26 protein-coding genes are annotated in these 24,937 nt (G+C 44.0%); 20 read left to right on the forward strand and 6 right to left on the reverse strand.

Annotation, left to right across the window (positions count from 1 at the left end; all coding sequences use genetic code 11):
• Nucleotides 1-99: 99 nt before the first annotated feature.
• From yycF to ftsY, 9 genes are all read left to right on the forward strand, one after another.
• Nucleotides 100-801: a response regulator YycF gene (gene yycF, locus J1C81_RS04235; RefSeq protein WP_002894937.1), complete on the forward strand. Its 702-nt coding sequence runs from the start codon at nucleotides 100-102 to the stop codon at nucleotides 799-801.
• A complete protein-coding gene (gene vicK / locus J1C81_RS04240; protein WP_002899938.1) occupies nucleotides 794-2,143 on the forward strand; it encodes a cell wall metabolism sensor histidine kinase VicK in 1,350 nt (449 codons plus the stop codon). The genes yycF and vicK overlap by 8 nt, the downstream gene beginning before the upstream one ends.
• Before the next feature lie 9 nt (nucleotides 2,144-2,152).
• Complete coding sequence (locus J1C81_RS04245; protein WP_002914756.1) at nucleotides 2,153-2,953, forward strand: MBL fold metallo-hydrolase; 801 nt, start codon at nucleotides 2,153-2,155, stop codon at nucleotides 2,951-2,953.
• 91 nt (nucleotides 2,954-3,044) lie between these two features.
• Nucleotides 3,045-3,404 carry a YbaN family protein gene (locus tag J1C81_RS04250; RefSeq protein WP_002903152.1) on the forward strand — a complete coding sequence of 120 codons (360 nt, stop codon included), beginning with the start codon at nucleotides 3,045-3,047 and terminating at the stop codon, nucleotides 3,402-3,404.
• Nucleotides 3,405-3,525: 121 nt separating this feature from the next.
• Nucleotides 3,526-4,224, forward strand: a complete 699-nt coding sequence (gene rnc, locus J1C81_RS04255; protein WP_002914757.1) for a ribonuclease III — start codon at nucleotides 3,526-3,528, stop codon at nucleotides 4,222-4,224.
• Nucleotides 4,215-7,751 (forward strand): chromosome segregation protein SMC, encoded by a 3,537-nt coding sequence (smc, locus tag J1C81_RS04260; protein ID WP_002914758.1) that lies wholly within the window; start codon nucleotides 4,215-4,217, stop codon nucleotides 7,749-7,751. Before rnc ends, smc begins: the two co-directional genes overlap by 10 nt.
• Before the next feature lies 1 nt (nucleotide 7,752).
• Nucleotides 7,753-8,547, forward strand: a complete 795-nt coding sequence (locus J1C81_RS04265) for a Cof-type HAD-IIB family hydrolase (RefSeq protein WP_002897207.1) — start codon at nucleotides 7,753-7,755, stop codon at nucleotides 8,545-8,547.
• The gene (locus J1C81_RS04270; protein WP_002914759.1) at nucleotides 8,547-9,365 is read left to right on the forward strand and encodes a Cof-type HAD-IIB family hydrolase; all 819 of its coding nucleotides are present in this window, start codon (nucleotides 8,547-8,549) and stop codon (nucleotides 9,363-9,365) included. Before J1C81_RS04265 ends, J1C81_RS04270 begins: the two co-directional genes overlap by 1 nt.
• A 3-nt stretch (nucleotides 9,366-9,368) precedes the next feature.
• Nucleotides 9,369-10,907: a signal recognition particle-docking protein FtsY gene (ftsY, locus tag J1C81_RS04275; RefSeq protein ID WP_002914760.1), complete on the forward strand. Its 1,539-nt coding sequence runs from the start codon at nucleotides 9,369-9,371 to the stop codon at nucleotides 10,905-10,907.
• Nucleotides 10,908-10,958: 51 nt separating this feature from the next.
• Here ftsY and zwf read toward each other — a convergent pair whose 3' ends face one another.
• The 4 genes from zwf to J1C81_RS04295 form a co-directional block, all read right to left on the reverse strand.
• Nucleotides 10,959-12,419, reverse strand: a complete 1,461-nt coding sequence (gene zwf / locus J1C81_RS04280; RefSeq protein ID WP_002914761.1) for a glucose-6-phosphate dehydrogenase — start codon at nucleotides 12,417-12,419, stop codon at nucleotides 10,959-10,961.
• A gap of 174 nt (nucleotides 12,420-12,593) precedes the next feature.
• On the reverse strand, nucleotides 12,594-13,412 hold the full coding sequence (locus J1C81_RS04285) for a TIGR03943 family putative permease subunit (protein ID WP_002914763.1): 819 nt from the start codon (nucleotides 13,410-13,412) through the stop codon (nucleotides 12,594-12,596).
• Complete coding sequence (locus J1C81_RS04290) at nucleotides 13,409-14,314, reverse strand: permease (RefSeq protein WP_002914764.1); 906 nt, start codon at nucleotides 14,312-14,314, stop codon at nucleotides 13,409-13,411. The genes J1C81_RS04285 and J1C81_RS04290 overlap by 4 nt, the downstream gene beginning before the upstream one ends.
• A complete protein-coding gene (locus tag J1C81_RS04295) occupies nucleotides 14,311-14,448 on the reverse strand; it encodes an SPJ_0845 family protein (protein WP_002894961.1) in 138 nt (45 codons plus the stop codon). The genes J1C81_RS04290 and J1C81_RS04295 overlap by 4 nt, the downstream gene beginning before the upstream one ends.
• A gap of 178 nt (nucleotides 14,449-14,626) precedes the next feature.
• Here J1C81_RS04295 and J1C81_RS04300 point away from each other — a divergent pair, with 178 nt between their 5' ends.
• The 8 genes from J1C81_RS04300 to J1C81_RS04335 all read left to right on the forward strand — a co-directional run bounded on the left by J1C81_RS04300 (nucleotide 14,627) and on the right by J1C81_RS04335 (nucleotide 21,097).
• On the forward strand, nucleotides 14,627-16,759 hold the full coding sequence (locus tag J1C81_RS04300; protein ID WP_002914766.1) for a Tex family protein: 2,133 nt from the start codon (nucleotides 14,627-14,629) through the stop codon (nucleotides 16,757-16,759).
• Nucleotides 16,746-17,183 (forward strand): SprT family protein, encoded by a 438-nt coding sequence (locus tag J1C81_RS04305; protein WP_002914768.1) that lies wholly within the window; start codon nucleotides 16,746-16,748, stop codon nucleotides 17,181-17,183. The genes J1C81_RS04300 and J1C81_RS04305 overlap by 14 nt, the downstream gene beginning before the upstream one ends.
• 138 nt (nucleotides 17,184-17,321) lie before the next feature.
• A complete protein-coding gene (locus J1C81_RS04310) occupies nucleotides 17,322-17,597 on the forward strand; it encodes a PspC domain-containing protein (RefSeq protein ID WP_032907817.1) in 276 nt (91 codons plus the stop codon).
• Nucleotides 17,598-17,802: 205 nt separating this feature from the next.
• Nucleotides 17,803-18,294 (forward strand): NUDIX hydrolase, encoded by a 492-nt coding sequence (locus J1C81_RS04315; RefSeq protein WP_002914770.1) that lies wholly within the window; start codon nucleotides 17,803-17,805, stop codon nucleotides 18,292-18,294.
• Nucleotides 18,295-18,432: 138 nt separating this feature from the next.
• Nucleotides 18,433-19,368, forward strand: coding sequence for an HPr(Ser) kinase/phosphatase (hprK, locus tag J1C81_RS04320; RefSeq protein ID WP_002914772.1), 936 nt, complete (start codon nucleotides 18,433-18,435; stop codon nucleotides 19,366-19,368).
• Complete coding sequence (gene lgt, locus J1C81_RS04325; protein WP_002914774.1) at nucleotides 19,361-20,146, forward strand: prolipoprotein diacylglyceryl transferase; 786 nt, start codon at nucleotides 19,361-19,363, stop codon at nucleotides 20,144-20,146. Before hprK ends, lgt begins: the two co-directional genes overlap by 8 nt.
• Nucleotides 20,147-20,203: 57 nt before the next feature.
• Nucleotides 20,204-20,602, forward strand: coding sequence for a DUF948 domain-containing protein (locus tag J1C81_RS04330; protein WP_002897219.1), 399 nt, complete (start codon nucleotides 20,204-20,206; stop codon nucleotides 20,600-20,602).
• Between the two features lie 15 nt (nucleotides 20,603-20,617).
• Nucleotides 20,618-21,097, forward strand: coding sequence for a YtxH domain-containing protein (locus tag J1C81_RS04335; RefSeq protein ID WP_002897220.1), 480 nt, complete (start codon nucleotides 20,618-20,620; stop codon nucleotides 21,095-21,097).
• Nucleotides 21,098-21,218: 121 nt separating this feature from the next.
• Here J1C81_RS04335 and J1C81_RS04340 read toward each other — a convergent pair whose 3' ends face one another.
• Entirely contained in the window at nucleotides 21,219-21,521 is a 303-nt protein-coding gene (locus J1C81_RS04340) for a DUF3270 family protein (RefSeq protein ID WP_002894977.1), read from the reverse strand.
• Nucleotides 21,522-21,651: 130 nt separating this feature from the next.
• Between J1C81_RS04340 and J1C81_RS04345 the strand changes: the two genes are divergently transcribed.
• From J1C81_RS04345 to J1C81_RS04355, 3 genes are all read left to right on the forward strand, one after another.
• Nucleotides 21,652-22,581, forward strand: coding sequence for a peptidase U32 family protein (locus tag J1C81_RS04345; protein WP_032909788.1), 930 nt, complete (start codon nucleotides 21,652-21,654; stop codon nucleotides 22,579-22,581).
• A gap of 228 nt (nucleotides 22,582-22,809) precedes the next feature.
• A complete protein-coding gene (locus tag J1C81_RS04350) occupies nucleotides 22,810-24,096 on the forward strand; it encodes a peptidase U32 family protein (protein WP_032906623.1) in 1,287 nt (428 codons plus the stop codon).
• A 73-nt stretch (nucleotides 24,097-24,169) separates the two neighbouring features.
• Complete coding sequence (locus J1C81_RS04355) at nucleotides 24,170-24,493, forward strand: CHY zinc finger protein (protein WP_002914778.1); 324 nt, start codon at nucleotides 24,170-24,172, stop codon at nucleotides 24,491-24,493.
• A gap of 26 nt (nucleotides 24,494-24,519) precedes the next feature.
• Here the strand turns inward: J1C81_RS04355 and J1C81_RS04360 are convergent, their stop codons facing one another.
• Complete coding sequence (locus J1C81_RS04360; RefSeq protein ID WP_002899965.1) at nucleotides 24,520-24,876, reverse strand: hypothetical protein; 357 nt, start codon at nucleotides 24,874-24,876, stop codon at nucleotides 24,520-24,522.
• Nucleotides 24,877-24,937 lie beyond the last annotated feature (61 nt).

Raw genomic sequence — 24,937 nt, forward strand, 5'->3', positions numbered from 1 at the left:
GCCTTTTGCACGTTTTGATGCAGGACGACTTAGCTGACTATGTCACAACTTTTCTATCATGGAGTTGATTCAATCCCAATCTTATGTTAAGGTGAACATATGAAGAAAATATTAGTTGTAGATGATGAGAAACCAATCTCAGATATTATTAAGTTTAATATGGCCAAAGAAGGCTATGAGGTTTTGACTGCCTTTGATGGCAAGGAAGCCTTGGAAATGTTTGAAGCAGAACAGCCAGACATCTTGATTCTGGACTTGATGCTGCCAGAAGTGGACGGACTGGAAGTTGCTAGGACTATTCGCAAGACTAGCAATGTGCCGATTATTGTATTGTCTGCTAAGGACAGTGAGTTTGACAAGGTTATCGGCCTTGAAATCGGTGCAGATGACTATGTGACCAAGCCTTTCTCAAATCGTGAGTTGCAGGCGCGTGTCAAGGCACTTCTTCGTCGGGCAGACCTTGTTGTGGAAAACCAAGTAGAAGAAAGTGGCCCGAACGAGTTGACCATTGGAGAACTGCAGATTTTGCCAGATGCTTTTGTTGCTAAGAAGCATGGCAAGGAGCTGGAGCTGACCCACCGCGAGTTTGAACTTCTTCATCATTTGGCGACACATATCGGTCAGGTGATGACACGTGAGCACTTGCTGGAAACAGTATGGGGCTATGACTATTTTGGCGATGTCCGTACAGTGGATGTGACCATTCGCCGCCTGCGTGAAAAGATTGAAGATACGCCAAGCCGACCTGAGTATATCTTGACTCGCCGCGGAGTTGGCTATTATATGAGAAATAATGATTGAAGCAATTAAACAATTTGTGATTTCTGCGGATTTTGTCTTTGCTATCATTATTATCGGCTTCATTGTAGTTGTTGCCTTGCTTTTATTGGAAAATCGCCGGGATAATCAAAAGCTTGTACAGCTTAATCAAAAGGTTAAAGATTTGATTGCAGGGGACTATTCTGAGGTGCTGGACATGCAGGGGAGTCCAGAAATCACAGATATGACCAACAGTATCAATGATCTTTCAGAGGTCATTCGACTGACACATGAAAACCTTGAGCAAGAAACTAAACGTCTTTCCAGTATCCTGTCCTATATGACAGATGGCGTGCTTGCGACCAACCGCCGGGGGCAGATTATCACTATCAACGATATGGCAACCAAGCAGTTGGGAGTTAAGAGAGATGAGGTCCAAAATATGAGTATTTTGGATCTGCTTTCGATTTCAGACGAGTATGATTTGAGGGACCTGATTACCAATGTACCTGAGCTGACGATAGATTCTCAGGATGAAAATGGTGAGTATTTGAGCTTGCGGGTTCGCTTTGCTTTGGTAAGGCGGGAGTCGGGCTTCATTTCTGGTTTGGTAGCTGTCTTGCATGATACGACAGAGCAGGACAAGGAAGAGCGGGAGCGTCGCCTCTTTGTCTCCAACGTCAGCCATGAGTTGCGGACTCCGCTGACCAGTGTTAAGTCCTATCTGGAAGCCTTGGATGAGGGAGCCTTGTCTGAGCCAGTGGCACCAGATTTTGTCAAGGTGTCGCTCAATGAAACCAACCGCATGATGCGGATGGTGACGGACTTGCTCAGCTTGTCACGCATTGACAACGAGACCAGTCATCTGGAAGTGGAGCTGACGAATTTCACGGCCTTTATCACCTTTATCCTCAATCGCTTTGATAAGATAAAAAATCAAGATGAAACTAAAAAATATGAGATTATCCGTGATTATCCGATAACACCGATTTGGGTAGAGATTGATACAGATAAGCTGACCCAGGTCATTGATAATATCATGAACAATGCCATCAAGTATTCGCCGGATGGTGGAACCATTACTGTTTCCATCAAGACAACGGATGAGCAGTTGATTCTCTCGATTGCGGATGAGGGACTGGGGATTCCCAAGCAGGACCTGCCTAAGATTTTTGACCGCTTTTATCGAGTGGACAAGGCACGCAGCCGCGCACAGGGTGGAACAGGTCTGGGGCTAGCTATTGCCAAGGAAATTATCAAGCAGCATCAGGGCTTTATCTGGGCTAAGAGTGAGTATGGTGTGGGCTCGACCTTTACCATTGTCTTGCCTTATGAGAATGATGGTGTCCGGGATGACGACTGGGATAATGAAGATGATATATAGAAAGTAAACATGACTAAAGGATTTCAATACAGTATTCTAGCGTCAGGATCAAGCGGTAACTGTTTCTATCTGGAAACAGATCAAAAGCGGATTCTGGTTGACGCTGGCTTATCAGGCAAGAAAATCACTAGCTTGCTAGGCGAAATTGGCCGCAAGCCTGAGGATTTGGATGCCATTTTAGTGACTCATGAGCATAAGGACCACATTCATGGTGTTGGTGTATTGGCTCGCAAGTATCATCTGGATATTTATGCTAATGAGGCCACTTGGAAGGCTATGGAAAAGGACTTAGGCAAACTGGATGCTAGTCAAAAGCATATCTTTGAGTTGGGCAAGACCAAGACCTTTGGAGACTTGGATGTGGAGAGCTTTGGTGTCAGTCATGACGCAGCCTGTCCGCAATTTTACCGCTTTATGAAAGATGACAAGAGTTTTGTCATGCTGACGGATACAGGCTATGTCAGTGACCGGATGGCTGGGATTATCGAAAATGCCGACGGGTACTTGATTGAGAGCAACCATGATATTGAAATTCTTCGCAGCGGTGCCTATCCTTGGAGCCTTAAGCAACGGATTCTGTCGGATATGGGTCACTTGTCCAATGAAGACGGAGCGGAGACCATGATTCGGACTCTGGGCAATCGTACCAAGCGGATCTATCTAGGACATCTCAGTAAGGAAAACAATATCAAGGAATTGGCTCACATGACCATGGTCAATCAACTGGCTCAAGCTGATATGGCGGTTGGCCACGACTTCCAGGTCTATGATACCTCGCCTGATACCGCGACGCCTTTGACGAGTATTTAAACACCCGACCGAAAGGTTTGGTTTTCTTGCTCTAGTGCGGTATCCATTAAATATTTAAAAAGCAACGGTTTTATTTTGTAAAGGAGCTTGTATGCGGCCAATTTACTTTGTGGTAGGTCTATTATCTTTAGGGTTGGGAGTTTTGGGGATTTTTCTACCTCTCCTGCCAACGACGCCATTTCTTCTCTTGTCCATTGCCTGTTTTTCGCGCAGTTCCAAGCGCTTTGAGAATTGGCTCTATCATACAAAGATGTATCAGACCTATGTGGCAGATTTTCGAGAGACGGGAACGATTGCCAAGGAGCGAAAGAAAAAGATTATCGTTTCCATCTATATCTTGATGGGGATTTCCATTTTTCTAGCACCTATTATTTGGGTTAAGATTGGACTGTTGGGTCTGACCGTTTTTATCACCTATTATTTGTTTAAAGTAATTCCGGATAAGGAATAGAAATCACTGTCAGCAGGTGCGTTTGCGCCTGTTTTTTGTTATAATAGAGACTGTATATCTTTGGAAAGGAAAAGGTATCATGCTGCTTATCTGACGGAAGTCAGCATGATCTAAAATAGTAATGGAAAATTTGAAAAAAGCATTGCTGGAGCAGTTTGACTTGGTTTTCTCTGATGAGACCTTGTTGGAAACGGCTTTTACCCATACGAGCTATGCCAATGAGCACCGCCTCTTAAAAATTTCACACAATGAGCGCTTGGAATTTTTAGGAGACGCTGTTCTGCAACTGATTATTTCGGAGTATCTTTATACCAAGTATCCTAAGAGACCGGAGGGCGATCTGTCTAAGCTGCGTTCCATGATTGTTCGGGAGGAGAGCTTGGCAGGCTTTGCCCGTGATTGCCAATTTGATCAATTTATCAAGCTGGGACGCGGTGAGGAGAAGTCTGGCGGCCGGAATCGTGATACGATTTTAGGTGATTTGTTCGAGGCCTTTTTAGGCGCCTTGCTCTTGGATAAGGGTGTGGAAGCAGTCAAAAGCTTTCTCTATCAAGTCATGATTCCCAAGGTGGAAGCGGGAGATTTTGAGCGGGTGACGGACTACAAGACCAAGCTACAGGAGTTGCTGCAGATTAATGGCGATGTGGAAATTGCCTATCAGGTCGTCTCTGAAACAGGGCCGGCTCATGCCAAAAATTTCGAGGTGGCTGTTCTCATCAATGGCTGCAAGTCCGGTCAAGGCCAGGGGCGTTCTAAAAAGCTGGCCGAGCAGGAAGCTGCTAAAAACGCATTTAAAAAGGAAAGTTCTTCATGTTTTTAAAGGAAATTGAAATTCAGGGCTTCAAGTCATTTGCTGATAAGACTAAAGTTGTCTTTGATCAGGGAGTTACAGCGGTTGTCGGGCCAAATGGTTCCGGCAAATCCAATATTACGGAGAGCCTTCGCTGGGCTTTGGGAGAGTCTAGTGTGAAAAGTCTGCGGGGCGGCAAGATGCCCGATGTGATTTTTGCAGGAACAGAAACCCGCAAGCCACTTAATTATGCATCAGTGGTAGTGGTTTTGGACAATAGAGACCAATTTATCAAGGATGCTGCCAATGAGATTCGGGTGGAGCGACACATTTACCGTAGCGGTGACAGTGAGTATAAGATTGATGGCAAAAAAGTCCGTCTGCGCGATGTCCATGATCTTTTCATGGATACAGGGCTGGGACGAGATTCCTTCTCCATCATTTCCCAAGGGAAGGTTGAGGAAATCTTCAACAGCAAGCCGGAGGAACGCCGGGCAATTTTTGAAGAAGCGGCTGGAGTGCTTAAGTATAAGACACGTCGTAAGAAAACGGAAAGCAAGCTTAGTCAGACCCAGGATAATCTGGACCGTCTGGAAGACATTATCTACGAGCTGGAGAGCCAGGTCAAGCCCTTGGAGAAGCAGGCTGAAACTGCTAAGCGCTTCTTGAGTCTGGATGGCCAGCGCCGAGAGCTTTACTTGGATGTTTTGGTCGCTCAGCTGACAGCTAACAAGGAAAGGCTGACCAAGGCTGAAGAAGATTTAACGAATATCCAGCAGGAGCTAGCAGCCTACTATAGCAAGCGCGATGAGCTGGAAGTTGAAAATCAAACCTTGAAGGCCAAGCGCCATGAGCTCAATCAAACTTTGTCTGATAATCAAGCTAGTTTGCTGGAATTGACCCGCTTAATCAGTGATTTGGAGCGCCAGATTGATCTTTCTAAGTTGGAGTCCAGCCAGGCAGCGACGAGCCGTCGGGAAAATGAAGAACGCTTGGCCACTCTGTCAGAAAAACTGGCTCAGATAGAAAGCAACATAGAGGACAAGCAGGCTGAATTAAGCCAAATAGCTGCCAAACTGAGTGACAATGAGCAGTCTATCGCTGCTTTGGAAGCAGAATTAGCAGACTTTTCAGATGATCCAGACCAGCTGATTGAACATCTGCGCGAGCAGTATGTTAAGCTCATGCAGGAGGAGGCAAATCTTTCTAATGACTTGACTTCTCTGGAGAGCCAGCTGGCTAGCGAGCTTAAATTGGCTGAGAGCAAGAAAGCAGACTATGCTAAATTGCAAGCAGATTTGGAAGCTAGCCAGACTCAGGAGCAGGCTGGTTTGGAGGAGTTGGAAATTGCTCGTCAAGCCCTCAAGAATCTACTGGCTGACTACCAGAGTCAGGTTCAGTTGGTAGAGAAGCTGGAGGCTGACTATAAGCATCAGCAGACTAAGATGTTTGAGCTTTTGGATGACCTCAAAAACAAGCAGGCGCGTTCAAATAGCTTGGAAGCCATTCTCAAAAATCACAGTAATTTCTATGCTGGGGTTAAGAGTGTGCTGCAGGAGGCAGGTCGACTGGGTGGTATTGTAGGAGCAGTTAGCGAAAAGCTCAGCTTTGATCCTTACTATCAGACAGCGCTGGAAATTGCTCTGGGAGCAAGCAGTCAAAATATCATCGTGGAAGATGAGGCGGCTGCGACTCGGGCTATTGAATTTCTGAAGAAAAATCGGGCTGGCCGGGCAACCTTCCTGCCTTTAACAACCATTAAGCCGCGTCAGCTACCTGACCATCATCGCACTACGATTGAAAAGAGTGCTGGTTTTCTGGGACTGGCTTCTTCCTTGGTCAGCTATGAGTCATCGTTAGACAGCATTTTTCAAAATCTGCTGGGAACGACCGCTATTTTTGATACGGTGGAGCATGCCAGAGCAGCAGCTCGCCAAGTGCGCTATCAGGTTCGCATGGTGACTTTGGATGGAACAGAGCTTCGGACTGGCGGTTCTTATGCCGGTGGTGCCAACCGCAATAACAATACCATCTTTATCAAGCCGGAGCTAGATGCTTTGCTTGAAGAGATTAAGCAGAAAAATGTCAGCTTGAAAGAGCAGGAAGAAGCAGTGCAAATTCTGCAAAACCAGCTAAGTCAGGCCAAGCAGGTATTGGAACAAATCAAGACAGATGGTGAGCAAGCTCGCTTGGCTGAGCAAAAGGCTAATCTAGCCTATGAACAGTTAGCCAAGCGTGTAGAAGAACTCACAAGTCTGAAAAATCTACAGGAGCAAGAGTTGGCTAGTCAGTCTGCTTTGGATATTTCAGAAGAGAAAGACCGACTGCAGGCCCGCTTGACTGAGATTGAGCAAGAAAAAACGGATATCACTGCAGAAATAGAGCAGGTTAAGTCGAACAAAGATGCTGTTCAGGCTCGCTTTGACAAGCTTTCCTCTCGCCTAGCAGAACTCAAGCTCCAGCGAACAGAGCTGACCTCCAATCAACGCTTTGAAAAGAATGACTTGGAACGTCTGTCCGAGGAAAAAGCCAGCCTTGCAAAAGAGCAGTCGACCTTGGAACTTTTGATGGAGCAAAAGGAGCAGTCTAGCCTGCAGAAGGTGGATATTACAATCCTGGAAGAGCAATTAGAGACCGCCAAGCAAGAAAAGACTGACCTGAATCAAAGACTGATTCGCCTGAAATTTGAGCTTGAAGATCTGGAAGGTCAGTCTGACGATATTGCCAGTCGTTTGGAGCAAGCCCGCCATCAAAATGAAGAATTGATTCGTCGGCAGGCCAAGGCAGAGGCAGAAAAGGATAAGCTCATGGATGTCATGCGCCGTCTGGCAAGCAATCTGACAGATGACTATCAGATGAGCTTTGATGAAGCAAGCAGCCAGGCTCGGCCGTTAGAAAGTTTGCCAGCTGCTGAAAGTCAGGTGAAGGATTTGGAAAAAGCCATTCGAGCTTTAGGTCCAGTCAATCTGGAAGCAGTTGAGCAGTTTGAAGAAGTCAGCAACCGTTTGAACTTCCTAAATGAGCAACGAGACGATGTCCTATCAGCCAAAAATCTGCTCTTAGAGACGATTGAAGAGATGAATGACGAAGTCAAGGAACGCTTTAAATCAACCTTTGAAGCCATTCGTGAAAGCTTCAAGGTGACTTTCCGACAGATGTTTGGCGGTGGTTCGGCAGACCTGATATTGACGGAGGGAGACTTGCTGACTGCAGGTGTAGAAATCTCTGTGCAGCCACCCGGCAAGAAGATCCAGTCGCTTAATCTGATGAGCGGTGGCGAGAAGGCTTTGTCAGCTTTGGCTCTGCTCTTCTCTATCATTCGCGTTAAGACCATTCCTTTTGTCATCTTGGACGAGGTAGAAGCAGCGCTGGACGAGGCGAATGTTAAACGCTTTGGGGATTATCTCAATCGATTTGACAAGGACAGCCAGTTCATCGTGGTCACTCACCGTAAGGGAACCATGTCAGCTGCAGACTCTATTTACGGAGTTACCATGCAGGAGTCTGGTGTTTCCAAGATTGTATCGGTCAAGTTAAAAGATTTAGAAAGTATGTAAAATGAGTATAAAATTAGTAGCAACGGATATGGACGGTACCTTTTTAGACAGTAAAGGTCAGTTTGATATGGACCGTCTCAAGCAAGTTTTGACTCGCTTCAAAGAAAAAGGCATGTATTTTGCCGTAGCCAGCGGGCGCGGCCTCTTGTCGTTGGAAAAGCTGTTTGAGGAAGTGCGCAATGAGATTATTTTTATTGCTGAAAACGGCAGTTTAGTTGAGTTTCACGGCGAGGATCTCTATGAAGCAACCATGCCACGAGACTTTTATCTCAAGGTTTTTGACAAGCTGCAGGAATCTCCCTATGTCAATGTCAATGAGCTGCTTCTGACAGGCAAGCGGGCTTGCTATGTCTTGGAGACTGTGGATCCGACCTATCTTTCTTTCAGTGCTCATTATAATGAAAATATTCAAAAAGTGGCTAGCTTGGCTGATATTGACGATGATATTTTCAAGTTTACGACCAATTTTGCTGAGGACCAAGTCGCAGCTGGTGAAGCTTGGGTCAATGAGAATATCAACGGTGTCAAGGCTATGACGACGGGCTTCAAGTCTATCGACATCGTTTTGGATTATGTGGATAAGGGTGTTGCCATTGTTGAGCTGGCCAAGAAGCTTGACATAGATCTTTCTCAGGTTATGGTTTTTGGCGATAATCTCAACGATTTACACATGATGCAGGTGGCTGGCTATCCGATTGCGACTGAAAATGCTCGCCCTGAGATTTTAGAAGTGGCCAAGGAAGTCATCGGTCACCATGATGCTCAGTCGGTTATCACTTACATGGAGGGATTATAATGACAGATATAAAACTGATTGCTCTGGACTTGGATGGAACTCTTCTGAATTCAGACAAGAAGATTTCTGAGCGCAATTTAGCAACTTTAAAAGTTGCTCAGGATAAGGGAGTTAAGGTAGTTCTGACTACTGGCCGCCCCCTTAAGGCCATGGACTTTTTCCTGCATGAGCTGGGAACAGACGGTCGAGAGGATGAGTACACCATTACTTTTAATGGTGGTCTTGTTCAGCGCAACACTGGAGAAATCCTTGATAAAACAGTCTTTTCTTATGATGATGTAGCTCGGATTTATGAGGAGACGGATAAGCTCCACATCCCTCTTGATGCTATCTGCGAAGGACTTGTCTATCAGATTCAATCAGATCAAGACTCGCTTTATGCCCAGTTCAATCCTACTTTGACTTTTGAGCCCATTGATTTCAGTGATTTATCCAGCCAGCAGACTTATAATAAATGTGTCACCGCTTATGCTCAAGAACCACTGGATGCGGCTATTGAGCAAATTTCACCAGAATTATTTGAGCGCTATGAGATTTTTAAATCTAGAGAAATGCTACTGGAGTGGTCACCAAAAAATGTCCATAAAGCCAACGGTCTGGAGAAACTGATTGCCCATTTAGGTATTGAGAGAAGTCAAGTCATGGCTTGTGGTGATGAAGCTAACGATCTATCTATGGTTGAGTGGGCTGGTTTGGGAGTGGCCATGCAGAATGCAGTAGCCATCGTCAAAGAAGCAGCCAATGTTGTGACACCAATGACCAATGATGAGGATGCAGTGGCTTGGGCTATTGAAGAATATGTACTAAAGGAGGATTAGCCAATGGGATTATTTGACCGCCTTTTCGGCCGAAAAAAACAAGAACCACCGATTGAAGAAGTTGTCAAGGAAGCATTGGAAAACATTGGCGAGCTTGAAGAAGAAACAGCGCCTGTTCCAGAAGCAGGAGAGAATCTTGAAGCGGAAGCTGTTCAGTCCTATCAGGGCGAGCAGCAACTTGATGACCAAATTTCGGATACAAAAGATAGTTTGGCTGATGTTGAAGAGCAGTTAGTAACAGAAGAGCTTGCATCTCAAGCTATCCAAGAAGAAAGCAAGGAGCCAGAGCATGAAAGAGAAATTATTGCAGAAAATCAAGAAGTGGCTCAAAGAGCAACTCAGACTGAAGAAACTCTAGAAGAGCATCAGCCTGAAAGCAGTGACGAAACGGTAGAAGAACTTATTGAACAAACAGACCTGTCAGATGAAGCATCATCTTATACTGAGCATGAAGCAGTTTCTTATGACGAGGTGGGAACTGATTCAAATAATGAGTTCGAGCTCGAAACAGAAGCTGAGTCACTAACAGAATCAGAACAGGTTGACCAAGAAGCTGATGTTGCTGAAAAATCAGAAGCAGTAGCTACAGAAGATTCTGCTGAACTTCCTCAAGAGGAATCCACTCAGGAAAAATATGACCGCAGCCTAAAGAAGACTCGGACAGGATTTGGAGCACGGCTCAATGCCTTCTTTGCCAATTTCCGATCAGTAGATGAAGAGTTCTTCGAAGACTTGGAAGAGCTGCTCATCACTAGTGATGTAGGAGTGCAAGTAGCTTCCAGTCTGACTGAGGAACTACGCTATGAAGCCCGTCTGGAAAATGCTAAAAAACCAGCTGCTCTGCGCCAGCTGATTATTGAAAAATTGGTGGACATTTATGAGAAAGATGGCCGCTTTAATGAAAAAATCAATTTCCAAAATGGTCTGACTGTCATGCTCTTTGTTGGGGTCAACGGAGTCGGTAAGACCACCTCTATCGGCAAACTAGCCTATAAGTACAAACAACAAGGCAAGAAAGTCATGTTGGTAGCTGCAGATACATTCCGAGCTGGAGCAGTAGCTCAGCTGGCTGAATGGGGGCGGCGCGTTGACGTTCCAGTAGTAACTGGACCTGAGAAGAGTGATCCTGCCAGCGTGGTTTATGATGGTATGGAGCGTGCTCAAGCAGAGCAGGTTGATGTTCTTATGATTGACACGGCTGGTCGCCTGCAAAATAAGGACAACCTCATGGCTGAGCTGGAGAAAATTGGCCGTATTATTAAGCGAGTGGATCCAGAAGCACCGCATGAAACTTTCCTAGCTCTCGATGCTTCAACCGGTCAGAATGCTCTGGTTCAGGCCAAGGAATTTTCTAAAATCACTCCAGTCACAGGAATTGTATTGACAAAAATCGATGGAACAGCCCGAGGCGGAGTTGTGCTAGCCATTCGTCAGGAATTGGATATTCCAGTGAAGCTGATTGGCTTTGGAGAAAAGATTGATGATATCGGTGAGTTCAACTCAGAGAACTTTATGAAAGGCCTGCTTGAAGGCTTAGTATAAAGCAAAAAAGCCAGTACACGTACTGGCTTTTTTATGAACAATTTTTAAATTTTATTTGTTTGGAGACCACTGCCAGTCAGCTCCAAATTCTCTAAGGAGTTCAAGGGCAGCTTCTGGTCCCATAGAACCGACGGGATATTCATGGAGTGGCACTTCGTTGCTATGCCAAAGCTCTTCAATTTGATCAATCAGCTCCCAGCTGGAGCGGACTTCATCCCAGTGGCTGAAGTTGGTTGAGTCATTGTTGAGGACGTCAAAGATTAATTTTTCGTAAGGATCAGGTGAAGAACCGCTGGCTGTTGCGTCTGTCCGATAGTCCAGAGAGAGAGGGGCTAAGCTGAAGCGCTCGCCAACCTCTTTGCCATTCATGCTGAGAGAGAAGCCCTCAGTCGGCTGGATATGAATGGTCAGAACATTTGGTGCTAATTCCTCACCAAAGATAGACTCCATCTGCTTGAAGACAATATTGACAAGAGTGCCTTTTTCAGTGAGGCGTTTACCAGTTCGGAAGAAAAATGGAACATCACGGAAACGTTCGCTATTTACGAAGAAAGCTCCTGAAGCAAAGGTTTCAGTCATGGAGTCAGGATTGACATTAGGTTCACTCCGGTAGGAGATGTATTTCTTACCTTTGACCGTGCCAGACTTATACTGACCGCGTATAAAGAAGCGTTTCAAGTCTTCTTTATCGGGCTGTACCAAGCGTTCAAAAACTTTGACTTTCTCTGCCCGAATGTCCTCTTTGCTGAAGCTTTTTGGCTTGTCCATAGCTAAGAGTGACAGGAGCTGCAAGGTATGATTCTGCACCATATCCCGCAGAGCACCAGACTGGTCATAGTAACCGCCGCGTTCTTCGACGCCTAGCTTTTCAGCAAAGGTAATCTGGACATTGTCAATGTAGTCACGATTCCAGATATTTTCAAAGAGAAGATTGGCAAAGCGGATAGCGAAGATGCTCTGAATCATTTCCTTGCCTAGGTAATGGTCAATACGGAAAATCTGCTCTTCATCAAAGGCAGCCAAGAGTTCTTCGTTAAGTTGGCTGGCAGTTGCCAAGTCTGTTCCGAAAGGTTTTTCGACAATCAGACGTTCAAATCCTGTGCCGTCTACGATATTTTCAGACTTGAGGTGTTTGGCAATGGTTCCGAAAAATTGCGGAGCCATGGACAGGAAGAAGAGCTTATTGTGCTCGGCTTGGTACTGCTCATTGAGTCGGTTTTGAAGCTTGCGCAGCTCAATGTAGTGCTCGGTATCCTGCACATCATGACTTTGATAGTAGAAGTGGCTAGCAAACTCTTGGGCTTGCTCGGGACTGTCAGCTAAATCAGCGATTGCCTCGACAACGACAGACTCAAAATACTCCTTGCTCCAAGGCCGGCGGGCGGTTCCGATAACTGCAAAATGCTTGGAAAGATTGCCAGACTTATAGAGCCTGAAGAGGGATGGATAGAGTTTTCTTTTGGCCAAGTCACCGCTGGCTCCGAAAATTGTAACAATAACTTTTGAAGACATCCTGATACCTATTTTCTAAATGATGTCTCTATTTTATCACAATTTTTCTAAAGATTGTATTCAGAAATTCGGTTTCTGAAAAGGGAGATAAATAGAAAGAAATTGACCACTGCTTGAAACATATTCAAATACAAAAAATGAGGCTTAGACACAATTGTGCCAGCCTCGTTTTCTTTATTCAAATACCCTATAAACGTAAGGGTTGTCCGGTTTCTCTACCTTATCAAAGCTTTCAACTTCTAGAGTTGGCAGGCTTTGTCCCAGACTTTTATGGTAGTGCATGGTAATTTTTCCCTTGGCATGAATCCAGGTATTATTCTCGAAATGCTGGGTATTTCCAGTCGTCAAGAGGCCATAGACACCTGAGTCAGCGATACAATGAATAATACCGAAGCGAAAGAGAAATTGGCTCTTCTGGTCGCTGGGGTCATTGTAGACAAATCCAGTGAACTCCAGCGTTTTGCCTACAAACTCGTCGGGATAATCATAGATGACCTCCATGATTTCCATGTAGTTCTCAGTTGTGACCTGAATGGTATCTTGCTTGACATATTTCTTGGCGGCTGCCCGCATTTCTTTTTCGTAAGCCCCTTTGGTAAAGTAGGTGCTGGTGTCTGGCTTCAGGTATTGGCTGGTTGTGCCTTCGTCCTGCTGAATAGCAGTTGAAGTTCCCTCAGCCAGTGGAAAATGAAATCCTTTAGCCGAAACTGTTGTCGAATCCAAGGTTACAGTTGGAAAGAAAATTCCTACAAAAAGCGGAATGACGAGGAGCAGCACGCTGCCTAACTTGGCCCAGCGAGTGCTTAAATGACTGTGGACCTCCATCTTCTTCATCCAGATGATAAGCTGCACAACTGCTAAGACAAAAGACAGAATCATAGACAAGTATGCCAGATAGGAATAGTGGAGATTGATATATTGGTTGAGCTTGCCCGTCAGCTGCAGATACATGGTAATCTCAAAGTAGCCGACTAAGATTAGAAATCGAATCATAGGACCACCCCCACAAGCCAAGAGTAAAGAAAGACAACGATGGTAACCAGGCTGATAAATTGCCAGATAAAGCGTGTCTTAAAGTAGTTTTTCATCATCAGCAGATTCTTGACATCTAGCATAGGCCCAATGACCAAGAAAGCTAAGACAGGCGATAGGCCGAAGCTAGCAATCAAGGAGCTCCCGATGAAAGCATCAGCTTCGCTGCAAAGTGAGAGCAGGAAGGACAGCAGCATGAGCAGAAGAATAGCAACAGCCGGTGTCGAGCTGATAGAGGTCAGGATTCTGGTTGGAACATAGACCTGGACCAGGCTGGCAAAGAGACAGCCAAAGACCAGATAGCGGCCTGTATCGAAAAATTCGTCAATGGCCTGCACAAAGACATGAAATAGCTTTTGTCCTTTGCTGAGATGTGAAAAGTCATGCTCATGAACAGCCTTGCGATTTTCTTTTTGAATATTGCTGTCTGCAAAGAAGCCCAGAAAAATCCCTAAAAGAATAGCCACGACCATAGAACCTAAAGCACGAAGCAGAGCCATTCGGAAGGAATTTCCAAAGGCTGAGTAGGTCGCAAAGAGTACGATGGGGTTGATGACTGGAGCCGTTACCAGAAAAGGCACAGCCGTGTAGCTGGGAACTTTCTTTTCCAGAAACCGATTTATAATGGGAACGATTCCGCACTCGCAAGAGGGGAAGACAAAACCAACCAAGCTCCCAAAGAAAATCCGAGCCCATTTGTTCTTGGGCAGGAAACGATAAACCTTGTCTGGCGTGACATATACCTCGATAAAGCCAGAAATGATACTTCCAATCAAAACAAAAGGCAGGGCTTCAATGATAATGGAGAGAAAGATGGCGCCGGCTTGCAGGACACTGGCCGGCAGCTGAGAGAAGAAGCTCATTCTTTCTTATCCTTCTCATTTTTAGATTTTTTCTTGTCTTCCTCTGGGAATTCTACCTTTTCAATCTTGGGCAGGGTCGCAAACTCTTCGAACATCTTGTCCAAATCGTCTGATCTAGTAAATTTAACAGCCATAAAGGCACCTCATTTCTAAAATAATAATTCTATTATACTACCAATTATCAAAAAATGAAATTTTGAAACATAGCTCACTCAATACATAAAATTTACCTTAAATTTTTTTGTACAAATAGTACTAAATAGTTCTAAAACTGCCTATCTTTCAAAGCACTTGTGATATAATAGGATTGTTATGGAAAATATAAATATTGAAAAAATTACCCAGAAATTGGGCCTTAAAGAAAGCCAAGTATCACAGGTCCTAGATCTGACTGCTGAAGGAAATACGATTCCTTTTATTGCTCGTTACCGTAAGGAAATGACAGGAAATCTGGATGAGGTAGAGATTAAGGCAATCATTGACCTAGATAAAAGCATGACTGCCTTGGCAGAGCGTAAAGCGACGGTCTTAGCTAAGATTGAGGAGCAGGGAAAACTTACGGATGCGTTGCGTTCTGAGATTGAAGCTGCTGAAAAGCTGGCTGATGTGGAAGAGCTTTATCTGCCTTACAAGGAGAAGCGCCGTACCAAGGCAACTATTGCCCGTGAAGCAGGTCTCTTTCCTTTGGCCCGCTTCATCCTACAGGATGCGGCTAATTTGCAGGAAGAAGCAGAGAAACTTACTAGTGAAGCCTTTCCAACATCAGAAGCTGCTCTAGCTGGAGCAGGGGATATTCTGACTGAAGCAATTTCTGAAGACACCAAGCTGCGGGCTTGGACCTACCATGAGATGCAGACCAATTCTTTTATCGTATCCAGTCTCAAAGACGGTGATTTGGATGAAAAGCAGGTCTTCCAGATTTATTATGATTTTTCTGAAAAAGTAGCGACCATGCAGGGCTACCGAACACTGGCCCTTAACCGTGGTGAGAAGCTAGGTATTCTCAAGGTTGGTTTTGAGCACAATCTTGAGAAAATCCTGCGCTTTTTTGAAGTACGTTTCAAAGTGAAAAATGCCTATATTATCGAAGCTGTCCAGCAAGCAGTTAAAAAGAAAATCATTCCAGCTATGGAGCGCCGTATTCGGACCGAGCTGACTGAGGCTGCTGAGGATGGTGCGATTCAGCTCTTCTCAGATAACCTCCGCCATCTCCTCCTAATTGCTCCTCTCAAAGGTCGCGTAGTACTGGGCTTTGACCCAGCTTTCCGGACAGGGGCTAAGCTGGCTGTTGTGGATGCAACAGGTAAGATGCTGACGACTCATGTTATCTATCCAGTAGCGCCAGCAAAGCCAGCTCAGATTGAAGCTTCTAAGAAGGAGTTGTCAGAGCTGATTGAGCAGTTTGGCGTGGAAATCATTGCCATCGGAAACGGAACGGCCAGTCGAGAAAGCGAAGCCTTTGTAGCGGAAGTTTTGAAATCTCATCCGAATGTCAGCTATGTCATCGTCAATGAGAGCGGAGCATCTGTATACTCTGCTAGTGAACTGGCTCGTCATGAGTTTCCAGATTTGACGGTTGAAAAGCGTTCAGCTATTTCCATTGCCCGCCGATTGCAGGATCCTTTGGCTGAGCTGGTTAAGATTGATCCTAAGTCTATCGGGGTTGGCCAGTACCAGCATGATGTCAGCCAGAAAAAACTGTCTGAAAGTCTGGACTTTGTCGTTGATACAGTGGTCAACCAAGTCGGGGTCAATATCAACACCGCCAGTCCTGCCCTGCTGGCCCATGTAGCGGGTCTTAATAAAACTATCTCAGAAAATATTGTCAAATACCGAGAGACGGAAGGCTTGATTCGGTCTCGCGAGGCCATCAAGAAAGTGCCGCGTCTAGGCGCAAAGGCTTTTGAACAGGCAGCCGGCTTCCTGCGTATTCCTGAAAGTGATAACTTGCTGGATAATACAGGCGTTCACCCAGAGTCTTATAAGGCGGTGGAGGAGCTCTTTAAGCGTCTGGAAATTAGCAGTTTGGATGAAGCAGCCCAAGCCAAATTAAAAGGAGTGCAGACTGCTAGTTTGGCTGCAGAGCTAGGCCTAGGAGAAGAAACTCTAAAAGATATTATTGCTGATTTGCTCAAGCCTGGCAGAGATTTGCGAGATTCCTTTGACGCGCCAGTTCTGCGGCAGGATGTCTTGGATATCAAGGACCTGCGCATCGGTCAAAAACTGGAAGGAGTCGTCCGCAATGTCGTCGATTTCGGAGCCTTTGTGGATATCGGTATCCACGAAGACGGTCTTATTCATATCTCCAAGCTGAGCACGGACTATATCAAGCATCCTAGTCAGGTCCTATCTGTTGGTGATTTGGTCACAGTCTGGGTGGATAAACTGGATGTGGAACGGGAGAAAGTTAACCTCTCTCTGATAGCACCAAATGAATCTAACTGAGTACGTCAAACAGGTTTCTCTTGAAGATTTTGGCTGGGAATTTCGTCACCAAGCTTATTGGAATAAGCGTCTCCGTACTACAGGGGGACGCTTCTTTCCAAAAGATGGTCATCTGGATTTCAACCCTAAAATATATGAAACTTTTGGGCTGGAGACCTTCCGAAAAATTGTTCGCCATGAGCTGGCTCACTATCACCTCTATTATCAGGGTAAAGGATACCGCCATGGGGATAGAGATTTTAAAGAACTGCTCAAGCAAGTTGATGGTCTGCGCTACGCTCCTTCCTTGTCCGACTCGCAATCTTTTCTCGTCTATGAATGCCTGAGCTGCGGAGCACTTATCCGTCGTAGACGTAGAGTCAATCTTCAAAAATACCGTTGCGGACGCTGTATGGGCAAGCTCCGTTTGTCAGAGAAAGCTTGATAGATTAGCGAGAGAGTTCCTTGAAGAACTCTCTTTTTCAAAAGAATGAATATTCTAATCCATAATCAGCCTTTGGCCCGATTGTTTTCTCATGAAATATGGTAGAATAAAGTAAATATGATCATTGAGGTCTCTATCATGAACGTGAAATTCTATAAGTTGAAAAAGAATCGACTGATTTCCGGTGTCTTGTCCGGTCTGTGTGATAAATTTGATTTTGATCTGAGCCTGGTGCGCTTCCTCTTTATTATCTTTACTGTGGTCAATTTCGGCTTGGGAATTCTCATCTATATCCTGCTAGCTATGGTTATGCCCTATAAAGAAGACATAGAAGAAGAAATGTATGGAACCGGCCCGCGCAAACGAAAAGAAGCAGAAGCTATCGAAGACGATAAAGACGGCTGGTTTTGGTAATTCTTAATAAAATAGAAAATTTCGGGATGCACTCCCGATTTTTTACTTGAAGTAGGGAATGTTTTAGTAAGACATTTCTATACCGTGATTTATTTTCTGCTTGCTTCTTTTAGATAAAATCTAAAAAAGAAGCAGGATAGAAAACCAGGTAAATTGACACTTAAAAACATCACCAAAATATTAGCAATTTATCCAAGGAGGAAATATGACAGAATTTTGGAATGCCTATGACTTAAATCGAAATCAACTCCCTCATCTCCTGGTTCGAGGAGAAAAAATTCCTGAAGGACAGTTTCATCTATGTGTTAATGTCTTGGTTCGTCACCAGGATGGTGATATTCTCTTTATGCGGCGATCAGCCAATAAAAGCCTTTATCCTGGCTATTATGAGTTCGGAGCAGGTGGCAGTGTGCTGGCTGGAGAGGATAGTCTGACAGCCGCCTTACGTGAATTAGAAGAAGAAACAGGCTTGGTTCCTGACAGCATCAGACTTTTGGAGCAGGTGTGCTCTATCAAAGATCAGTGCCATTTCGACTATTTTGAAGTGGTTGTATCTGGCGATAAGAGTCAAGTCCGCTATCAGGAAGGCGAAACAGATGCCCATGTCTGGTTGCCTCTGAAAGAGGTCCCAGATTTTGTAGAAAACCATCCTTGTTTTAATAACCAAAAGAAGATTCTTAACAGCCTGCTTGACTAAGACCATGGCTGTTTTTCTATTTTTACTAAAAAGTTGATTTAAATCAAAATATTTTTTCGACCTAAAATCAATCTTAAAGATTCTTTTGAGGTAAAAATTTGCTATAATAGAAGCAGACAAATTTGAAGGGAGAAGACAATGTCAGTAAAGGTCAAAGACCTCTTAAAAATGTCTCGTCTGTCTCAGGAGTACGGAGATAAAGTTTTACTGGAGAAAGAAATTAAAACTTCAGATATTTCTCGGCCTGGACTTGAAATGACTGGATATTTTGATTTTTATACACCCGAGCGGATACAGCTGATTGGGATGAAAGAGTGGTCTTATCTGATGAAGATGAGCTCTCATAACCGCCATCAGGTGCTGCTGAAAATGTTCCAGCCTGAGACGCCGGTGATTATCATTGCTCGAAATTTAGAGATTCCTAAAGAAATGATTGATGCGGCTGATGAGAAGCAGGTTGCTATTCTTAGAAGTAAAGCCTCTACTAGCCGCTTGTCTGGAGAAATTTCCAGTTATCTTGATTCTCGGCTGGCTGAGAGGACCAGTGTTCATGGGGTCCTGATGGATATCTATGGCATGGGAGTTCTCATCCAAGGGGACAGTGGAATTGGTAAAAGTGAGACAGGACTTGAATTGGTTAAGCGTGGCCATCGTTTGGTTGCGGATGACCGAGTGGATATCTATGCCAAGGATGAAGTGACCCTTTGGGGAGAGCCGGCTGAAATCCTGCGTCACCTATTGGAAATTCGTGGTGTTGGTATCATCGATGTCATGAGCTTATACGGAGCCAGTGCTGTCAAAGATTCTTCTCAAGTTCAGATAGCTGTCTATTTGGAGAATTACGATACTCAAAAAACTTTTGACCGTCTAGGTAATGATACAGAGGAGCTGGAGGTTGCCGGTGTCAGAATTCCACGTATTCGGATTCCTGTAAAGACTGGTCGCAATATCTCAGTCGTGATTGAGGCTGCAGCGATGAACTATCGAGCTAAGCAAATGGGCTATGATGCTACCAAGATCTTTGAAGAACGCCTCACTGATTTAATTAGCCGAAATGAGGTGAAACATGATTGATCCAGTAGCTATCCAACTTGGGCCTATCAGTATTCGCTGGTATGCCATCTGTATTGTCACAGGCTTAGTTTTAGCCGTTTATCTTGCCATGAAGGAGGCTCCACGTCGGAAGATTATTCCTGATGATATTTTGGATTTTATCCTAGTAGCTTTTCCCGTAGCCATTGTGGGTGCCCGACTTTATTACGTGGCATTCGAATGGGATTATTACGGTAAGAATCTGATAAAAATCATTGATTTTTGGAATGGCGGAATAGCCGGGATTGCCATTTACGGTGGGCTGATAGCTGGTGCCATCGTTCTCTATTTCTTCTGTCGGAGAAGGTTGATTCACCCAGTCGATTTTCTGGATATTGCAGCACCAAGTGTGATGATTGCTCAGAGTATTGGGCGCTGGGGAAATTTTGCCAACCATGAGGCCTACGGTGCGGCAGTTAAGAGTTTGAACTATCTGCCTAGTTTTATTCGTGAGAATATGTATATCGAGGGCAGCTACAGACAGCCAACTTTCCTCTATGAATCTGTATGGAACCTAATTGGCTTTATCTTGATTATTGTTCTCCGCCGTCGGCCTAAGTTGCTGAGACAGGGAGAAATCGCCGCCTTCTATCTGATTTGGTATGGATTTGGTCGGATGATTATTGAGGGGATGCGGACGGACAGTCTTATGTTTGCTGGTCTGCGCGTTTCCCAATGGCTGTCGCTGATTCTTATTTTTGTAGGAATCGGCATCATCATTTACCAAAGAAAAAAGCAAGCCCCTTATTATCAAGAATAAGAAATACATAGAGCTGCTGACTCTTATAAGAGATGTCAGCGATGAAAGGAGAGAAATATGATAATTGAAATTGCTTATGCATTACTAGCGGTTGCCCTTATTATCTTCGTGATTTACTTGACGATTACTGTCAAAAATCTGGGCGAGAAAGCTGGTAAAATGCTAGATGAAACAGAAAATACCATCAAGGTCTTGACTTCTGATGTCAACGTGACCCTTCACCAAACCAATGATTTACTGGCCAAGGTCAATGTCTTGACTGACGACATCAATCAAAAAGTCGCAACCATTGATCCTTTGTTTACAGCTGTTGCGGACCTGTCTGAGTCCGTTTCAGATTTAAACGTTCAGGCGCGTACGCTGAGTAAAAAAGCAGTGTCTGCTGGTAAGGGAACAGTCAAAACTACAGCTGGTTTATCTGCTTTGCGTTTTGCTTCAAAATTGTTTAAAAAATAAGAAAGAAGGTCTATTATGGGAAAATTTTCATCACTGTTATTGGGAGCTGTCACTGGTGCAGCTGCTGCCTATTTCCTGACCAGTAAGAAAGGAAAGGAAACGACAGATAAGGTTCGGGACTTTGTAAAGGAATATCAAGAAAATCCTGATGATATCCACGAAGCTGTCGTTCAGTCCGCTAAAGACTTTTCAAATCAAGCTGTCAGTGCAATTCAGCAAACCAAAGAAAAGGTTGAGAAAGGCGAGATTACAACTGAAACAGTCATCGAATCTGTCAAAGAAACGACAAAATCTGTCGTTGACTACTCACAAGATAAGTTTAACGAAATCAAAGAAAAATTTGATAAAGAAGAAAGCAGCTTAGCTGAGGAAGAACCTGTGATCTTCGAAGAGGAAGAAGAACCTTCAGAAGAAATCATCATTGACTTCGGAGCAGAAGCGACAGAAGGACAAGAAGAAAAGGCTGTTGAAACAGACAGTCAAGAAGAAAAATAAAACAAAGAAGACTAGCAATTTTGCTAGTCTTCTTTGTTTACAAGAGTGAAAAAAAGAACCGAGGACTTAAAGCGTCGTCGGTTTTTCTTATATTTTAAAATCGTAGAATCACAAGGTTGGTTTATTTGCTAGTTTGGCGTTTCTTTGCGAACAGGCGATAAGATTGAATGCTAATCAGGCTGGAAGCAATGGCCAAAGTGAAGGACATAAATGTATTCATTTTTAAACTCAAAAATACAAAGCTAAACAAAACTGTCAAGACACAGAAAACAGCAATATTTAAGAAGAAAAAGAGTTCGCTTAATCTTGGTGATGTTTCTGCTTCAGGTAAGTACTCTTGATAGAGTGGTGTTTGTTCAGATTCAATTTCTTGATAGTAATAGTCAGTTGGGTCATCATATTGTTGGTATTTTCTTACGTGCATAATTCTCTCTCCTTACAGTACCCTCTAATTCTACCATTTTTTTGCAGTTTTAAATATTACAAAAGAGTTACAAAACGAATAAATTCGAATGAAAAACCACTCCTTTATATTTTTTTGCTATAATGGTTTTATGAAAAAGATAATTATTACAGCAACTGCTGAAAGTATAGAACAAGTTGAGGAACTTTTGAAGGCGAATGTCGACCGAATTTATGTCGGTGAGAAAAATTACGGCCTTCGTTTGCCTCATAATTTTAGTTTAGACGAATTAACTCGAATTTCTGACTTGGTTCACCAAGCAGGAAAAGAGTTGACCGTTGCGGTGAACGCGCTCATGCATCAAGAAATGATGGATAAGATCAGGCCCTATCTTGATTTTCTGCAGGAGATTGGGGCAGATTATATTACCGTTGGTGATGCTGGTGTTTTCTATGTGCTGCAGCGAGATGGTTATAAATTAAAGACTATTTACGATGCCTCGACCATGGTTACCAGCAGCCGTCAGATTAACTTTTGGGCTAAGAACGCAGGAGTTTCAGAAGCTGTCCTAGCGCGTGAGATTCCTTCTGCTGAGCTTTTTAAGATGCCAGAAATTCTGGAAATTCCTGCTGAAGTCTTGGTTTACGGAGCTAGTGTCATCCATCACTCCAAGCGTCCTCTTTTGCAGAATTACTATAATTTTACTCATATCGATGATGAAAAGACACGGGAGCGAGACCTCTTTCTGGCGGAACCAAGCGATCCGCAGAGCCATTACTCGATTTTTGAGGACAATCATGGTACTCATATTTTTGCCAATAATGACTTGGATTTGATGACCAAGCTGATAGAGTTGGTTGACCATGGATTCTGCCACTGGAAGTTGGAAGGCCTCTACACACCTGGCCACAACTTTGTTGAGATTGCTAAGATTTTTGTTGAGGCGAGAGATTTGATTGAAGAAGGCAAGTTTAGCTCAGACCAAGCCTTTGTGCTGGATGAGGCGATTCACAAACTACATCCAAAAAATCGTTTTCTCGATACCGGATTTTATGACTATGACCCTGATATGGTAAAATAAAATTAGAAACGAGAACTCTTTTTAGGAGTTCTTTTTTGTGAACAAAAATGAGATTTATAAAACATGAGTAAAAAATAAATGCTTCAAACTATTTTTTTGAATTAATTCGAATAATCTAAAAATTAGAATTGTGAAAATAATTCAAAGAACCTTGCTTTTAGGTGTAAATTACTATAAAATAATAAGGATTAGACATCAATACTTTTATATTGCAAATAGGAGAAAATGATGGCAAGAAAGTTGAAACGACCAGAGGTGTTATCACCTGCTGGTACTTTGGAAAAGCTAAAAGTAGCTGTTCGATATGGAGCAGATGCTGTTTTTATTGGCGGACAGGCCTATGGTCTACGCAGTCGGGCTGGGAACTTTACCTTTGAACAGATGGAAGAAGGGGTTCAGTTTGCGGCTAGTTATGGGGCTAAGGTCTATGTTGCGGCCAATATGGTCATGCATGAGGGCAATGAAGAGGGAGCTGGTGAGTGGTTCCGCCGTTTGCGAGATATCGGGATTGCGGCTGTCATTGTTTCTGATCCAGCTTTGATTGCTATTGCAGCATCAGAAGCACCCGGCCTGGAAATCCACCTGTCAACTCAGGCTAGTGCGACTAACTATGAAACGCTGGAATTCTGGAAAAATCTAGGACTGACTCGTGTTGTCCTAGCACGCGAAGTTTCTATGGCTGAGCTGGCTGAAATTCGCCGACGGACTGACGTTGAAATAGAAGCCTTTGTTCATGGAGCCATGTGTATTTCTTACTCCGGCCGCTGTACGTTATCCAACCACATGAGTATGCGCGATGCCAATCGTGGAGGCTGCTCGCAATCCTGTCGTTGGAAATACGACCTCTACGACATGCCTTTTGGTCAAGAACGTAAGAGCTTGAAGGGTGAAGTTCCAGAAGAATTTTCCATGTCCGCAGTTGATATGTCCATGATTGACCGCATACCAGACATGATTGAAAATGGAGTGGATAGCTTGAAGATTGAGGGACGGATGAAGTCTATTCATTACGTTTCTACGGTGACTAACTGCTATAAAGCAGCTGTGAATGCTTATCTAGAAAGTCCTGAAAAGTTCGAAGCTATCAAGCAGGATTTGGTCGATGAGATGTGGAAGGTTGCTCAACGTGAATTGGCCACAGGATTCTACTATCATACTCCAACTGAAAATGAGCAGCTTTTCGGAGCGCGACGCAAGATTCCAGAATACAAATTTGTAGCTGAAGTAGTAGCTTATGACGCAGACAGTCAGACAGCGACTATTCGTCAGCGCAATGTTATCCATGAAGGGGATCAGGTTGAGTTTTACGGACCGGGCTTCCGGCATTTTGAAACCTTTATCACAGACCTTCGTGATGCTGACGGTAACAAAATTGATCGGGCTCCTAATCCGATGGAGCTTCTGACCATTCACTTGGAGCAGCCCGTAGAGGCTGGCGATATGGTGCGGGCTCGTAAGGAAGGCTTGATTAATCTTTACAAGGAAGATGGCACTAGCGTGACCGTCCGAGCTTAATCTTATATTCATAGATGGCTTTTTAAATCTAGAAGCCATCTTTATGAATAGAGGTTATCAGAGAGGAAATAGCATGATTCAGGTTTACGGTGATATTCTTGATGAGGAGACTCGCTGCCAGCATTATCATAGTGAGAAAGATATCGTAGCTCTTAAGTGCTTTGCTTGTCAGAAATACTATCCTTGCTTTCTCTGTCATGACCGCTACGAAGATCATGCTTTTCTGGCCTATCCTGTGAGTCGGTCAGAAGATCGAGTAGTTCTTTGTGGTCATTGCAGGACCGAGTTGACTATTTCCCAGTATCTTGGCTGTGAGGATGCCTGCCCTTTCTGCGCTCATCCTTTTAATCCAGGATGCAAGAAGCATCGTTCAATTTATTTTCAGACAAATAAATAACTCTTCCATCCAGTTGGATGGAAGAGTTATCTTTTGAAACGACGATTGGTGATGCGAATGTCTTTCTTTTGGGCTTCACGGATATTATTGGGTACGAGACTGATTCGCTTTATGTCCTGCACGCGGATAATAGTGGTCATACTTTTCTTGAAATTCTTGATAATCAGCTGCAGGCGCTCGCGATCGTATTTGACAATATCACCAGTGAAGCTTTTGTCCAGAAAGATAACGTGGACACCAGATTGTTTACGCAGAGCTAGCTCAATGGTACGCAGGATGCGGCCACTGTCCTCTGGTCCTTGTTCATTCTTTTTGCCACTGATAAATTCGTTGGCTCTTTGTAAAATCATTTCGAGATATTTTTTCATAGCTAAAATCTCCATAACTTGTTACAATATATTATATAACAAAATTCCCTAAATTGTAAATTCTTTTACGAATTAT

Source organism: Streptococcus sanguinis (assembly GCF_050225395.1).
Lineage (GTDB): Bacteria > Bacillota > Bacilli > Lactobacillales > Streptococcaceae > Streptococcus.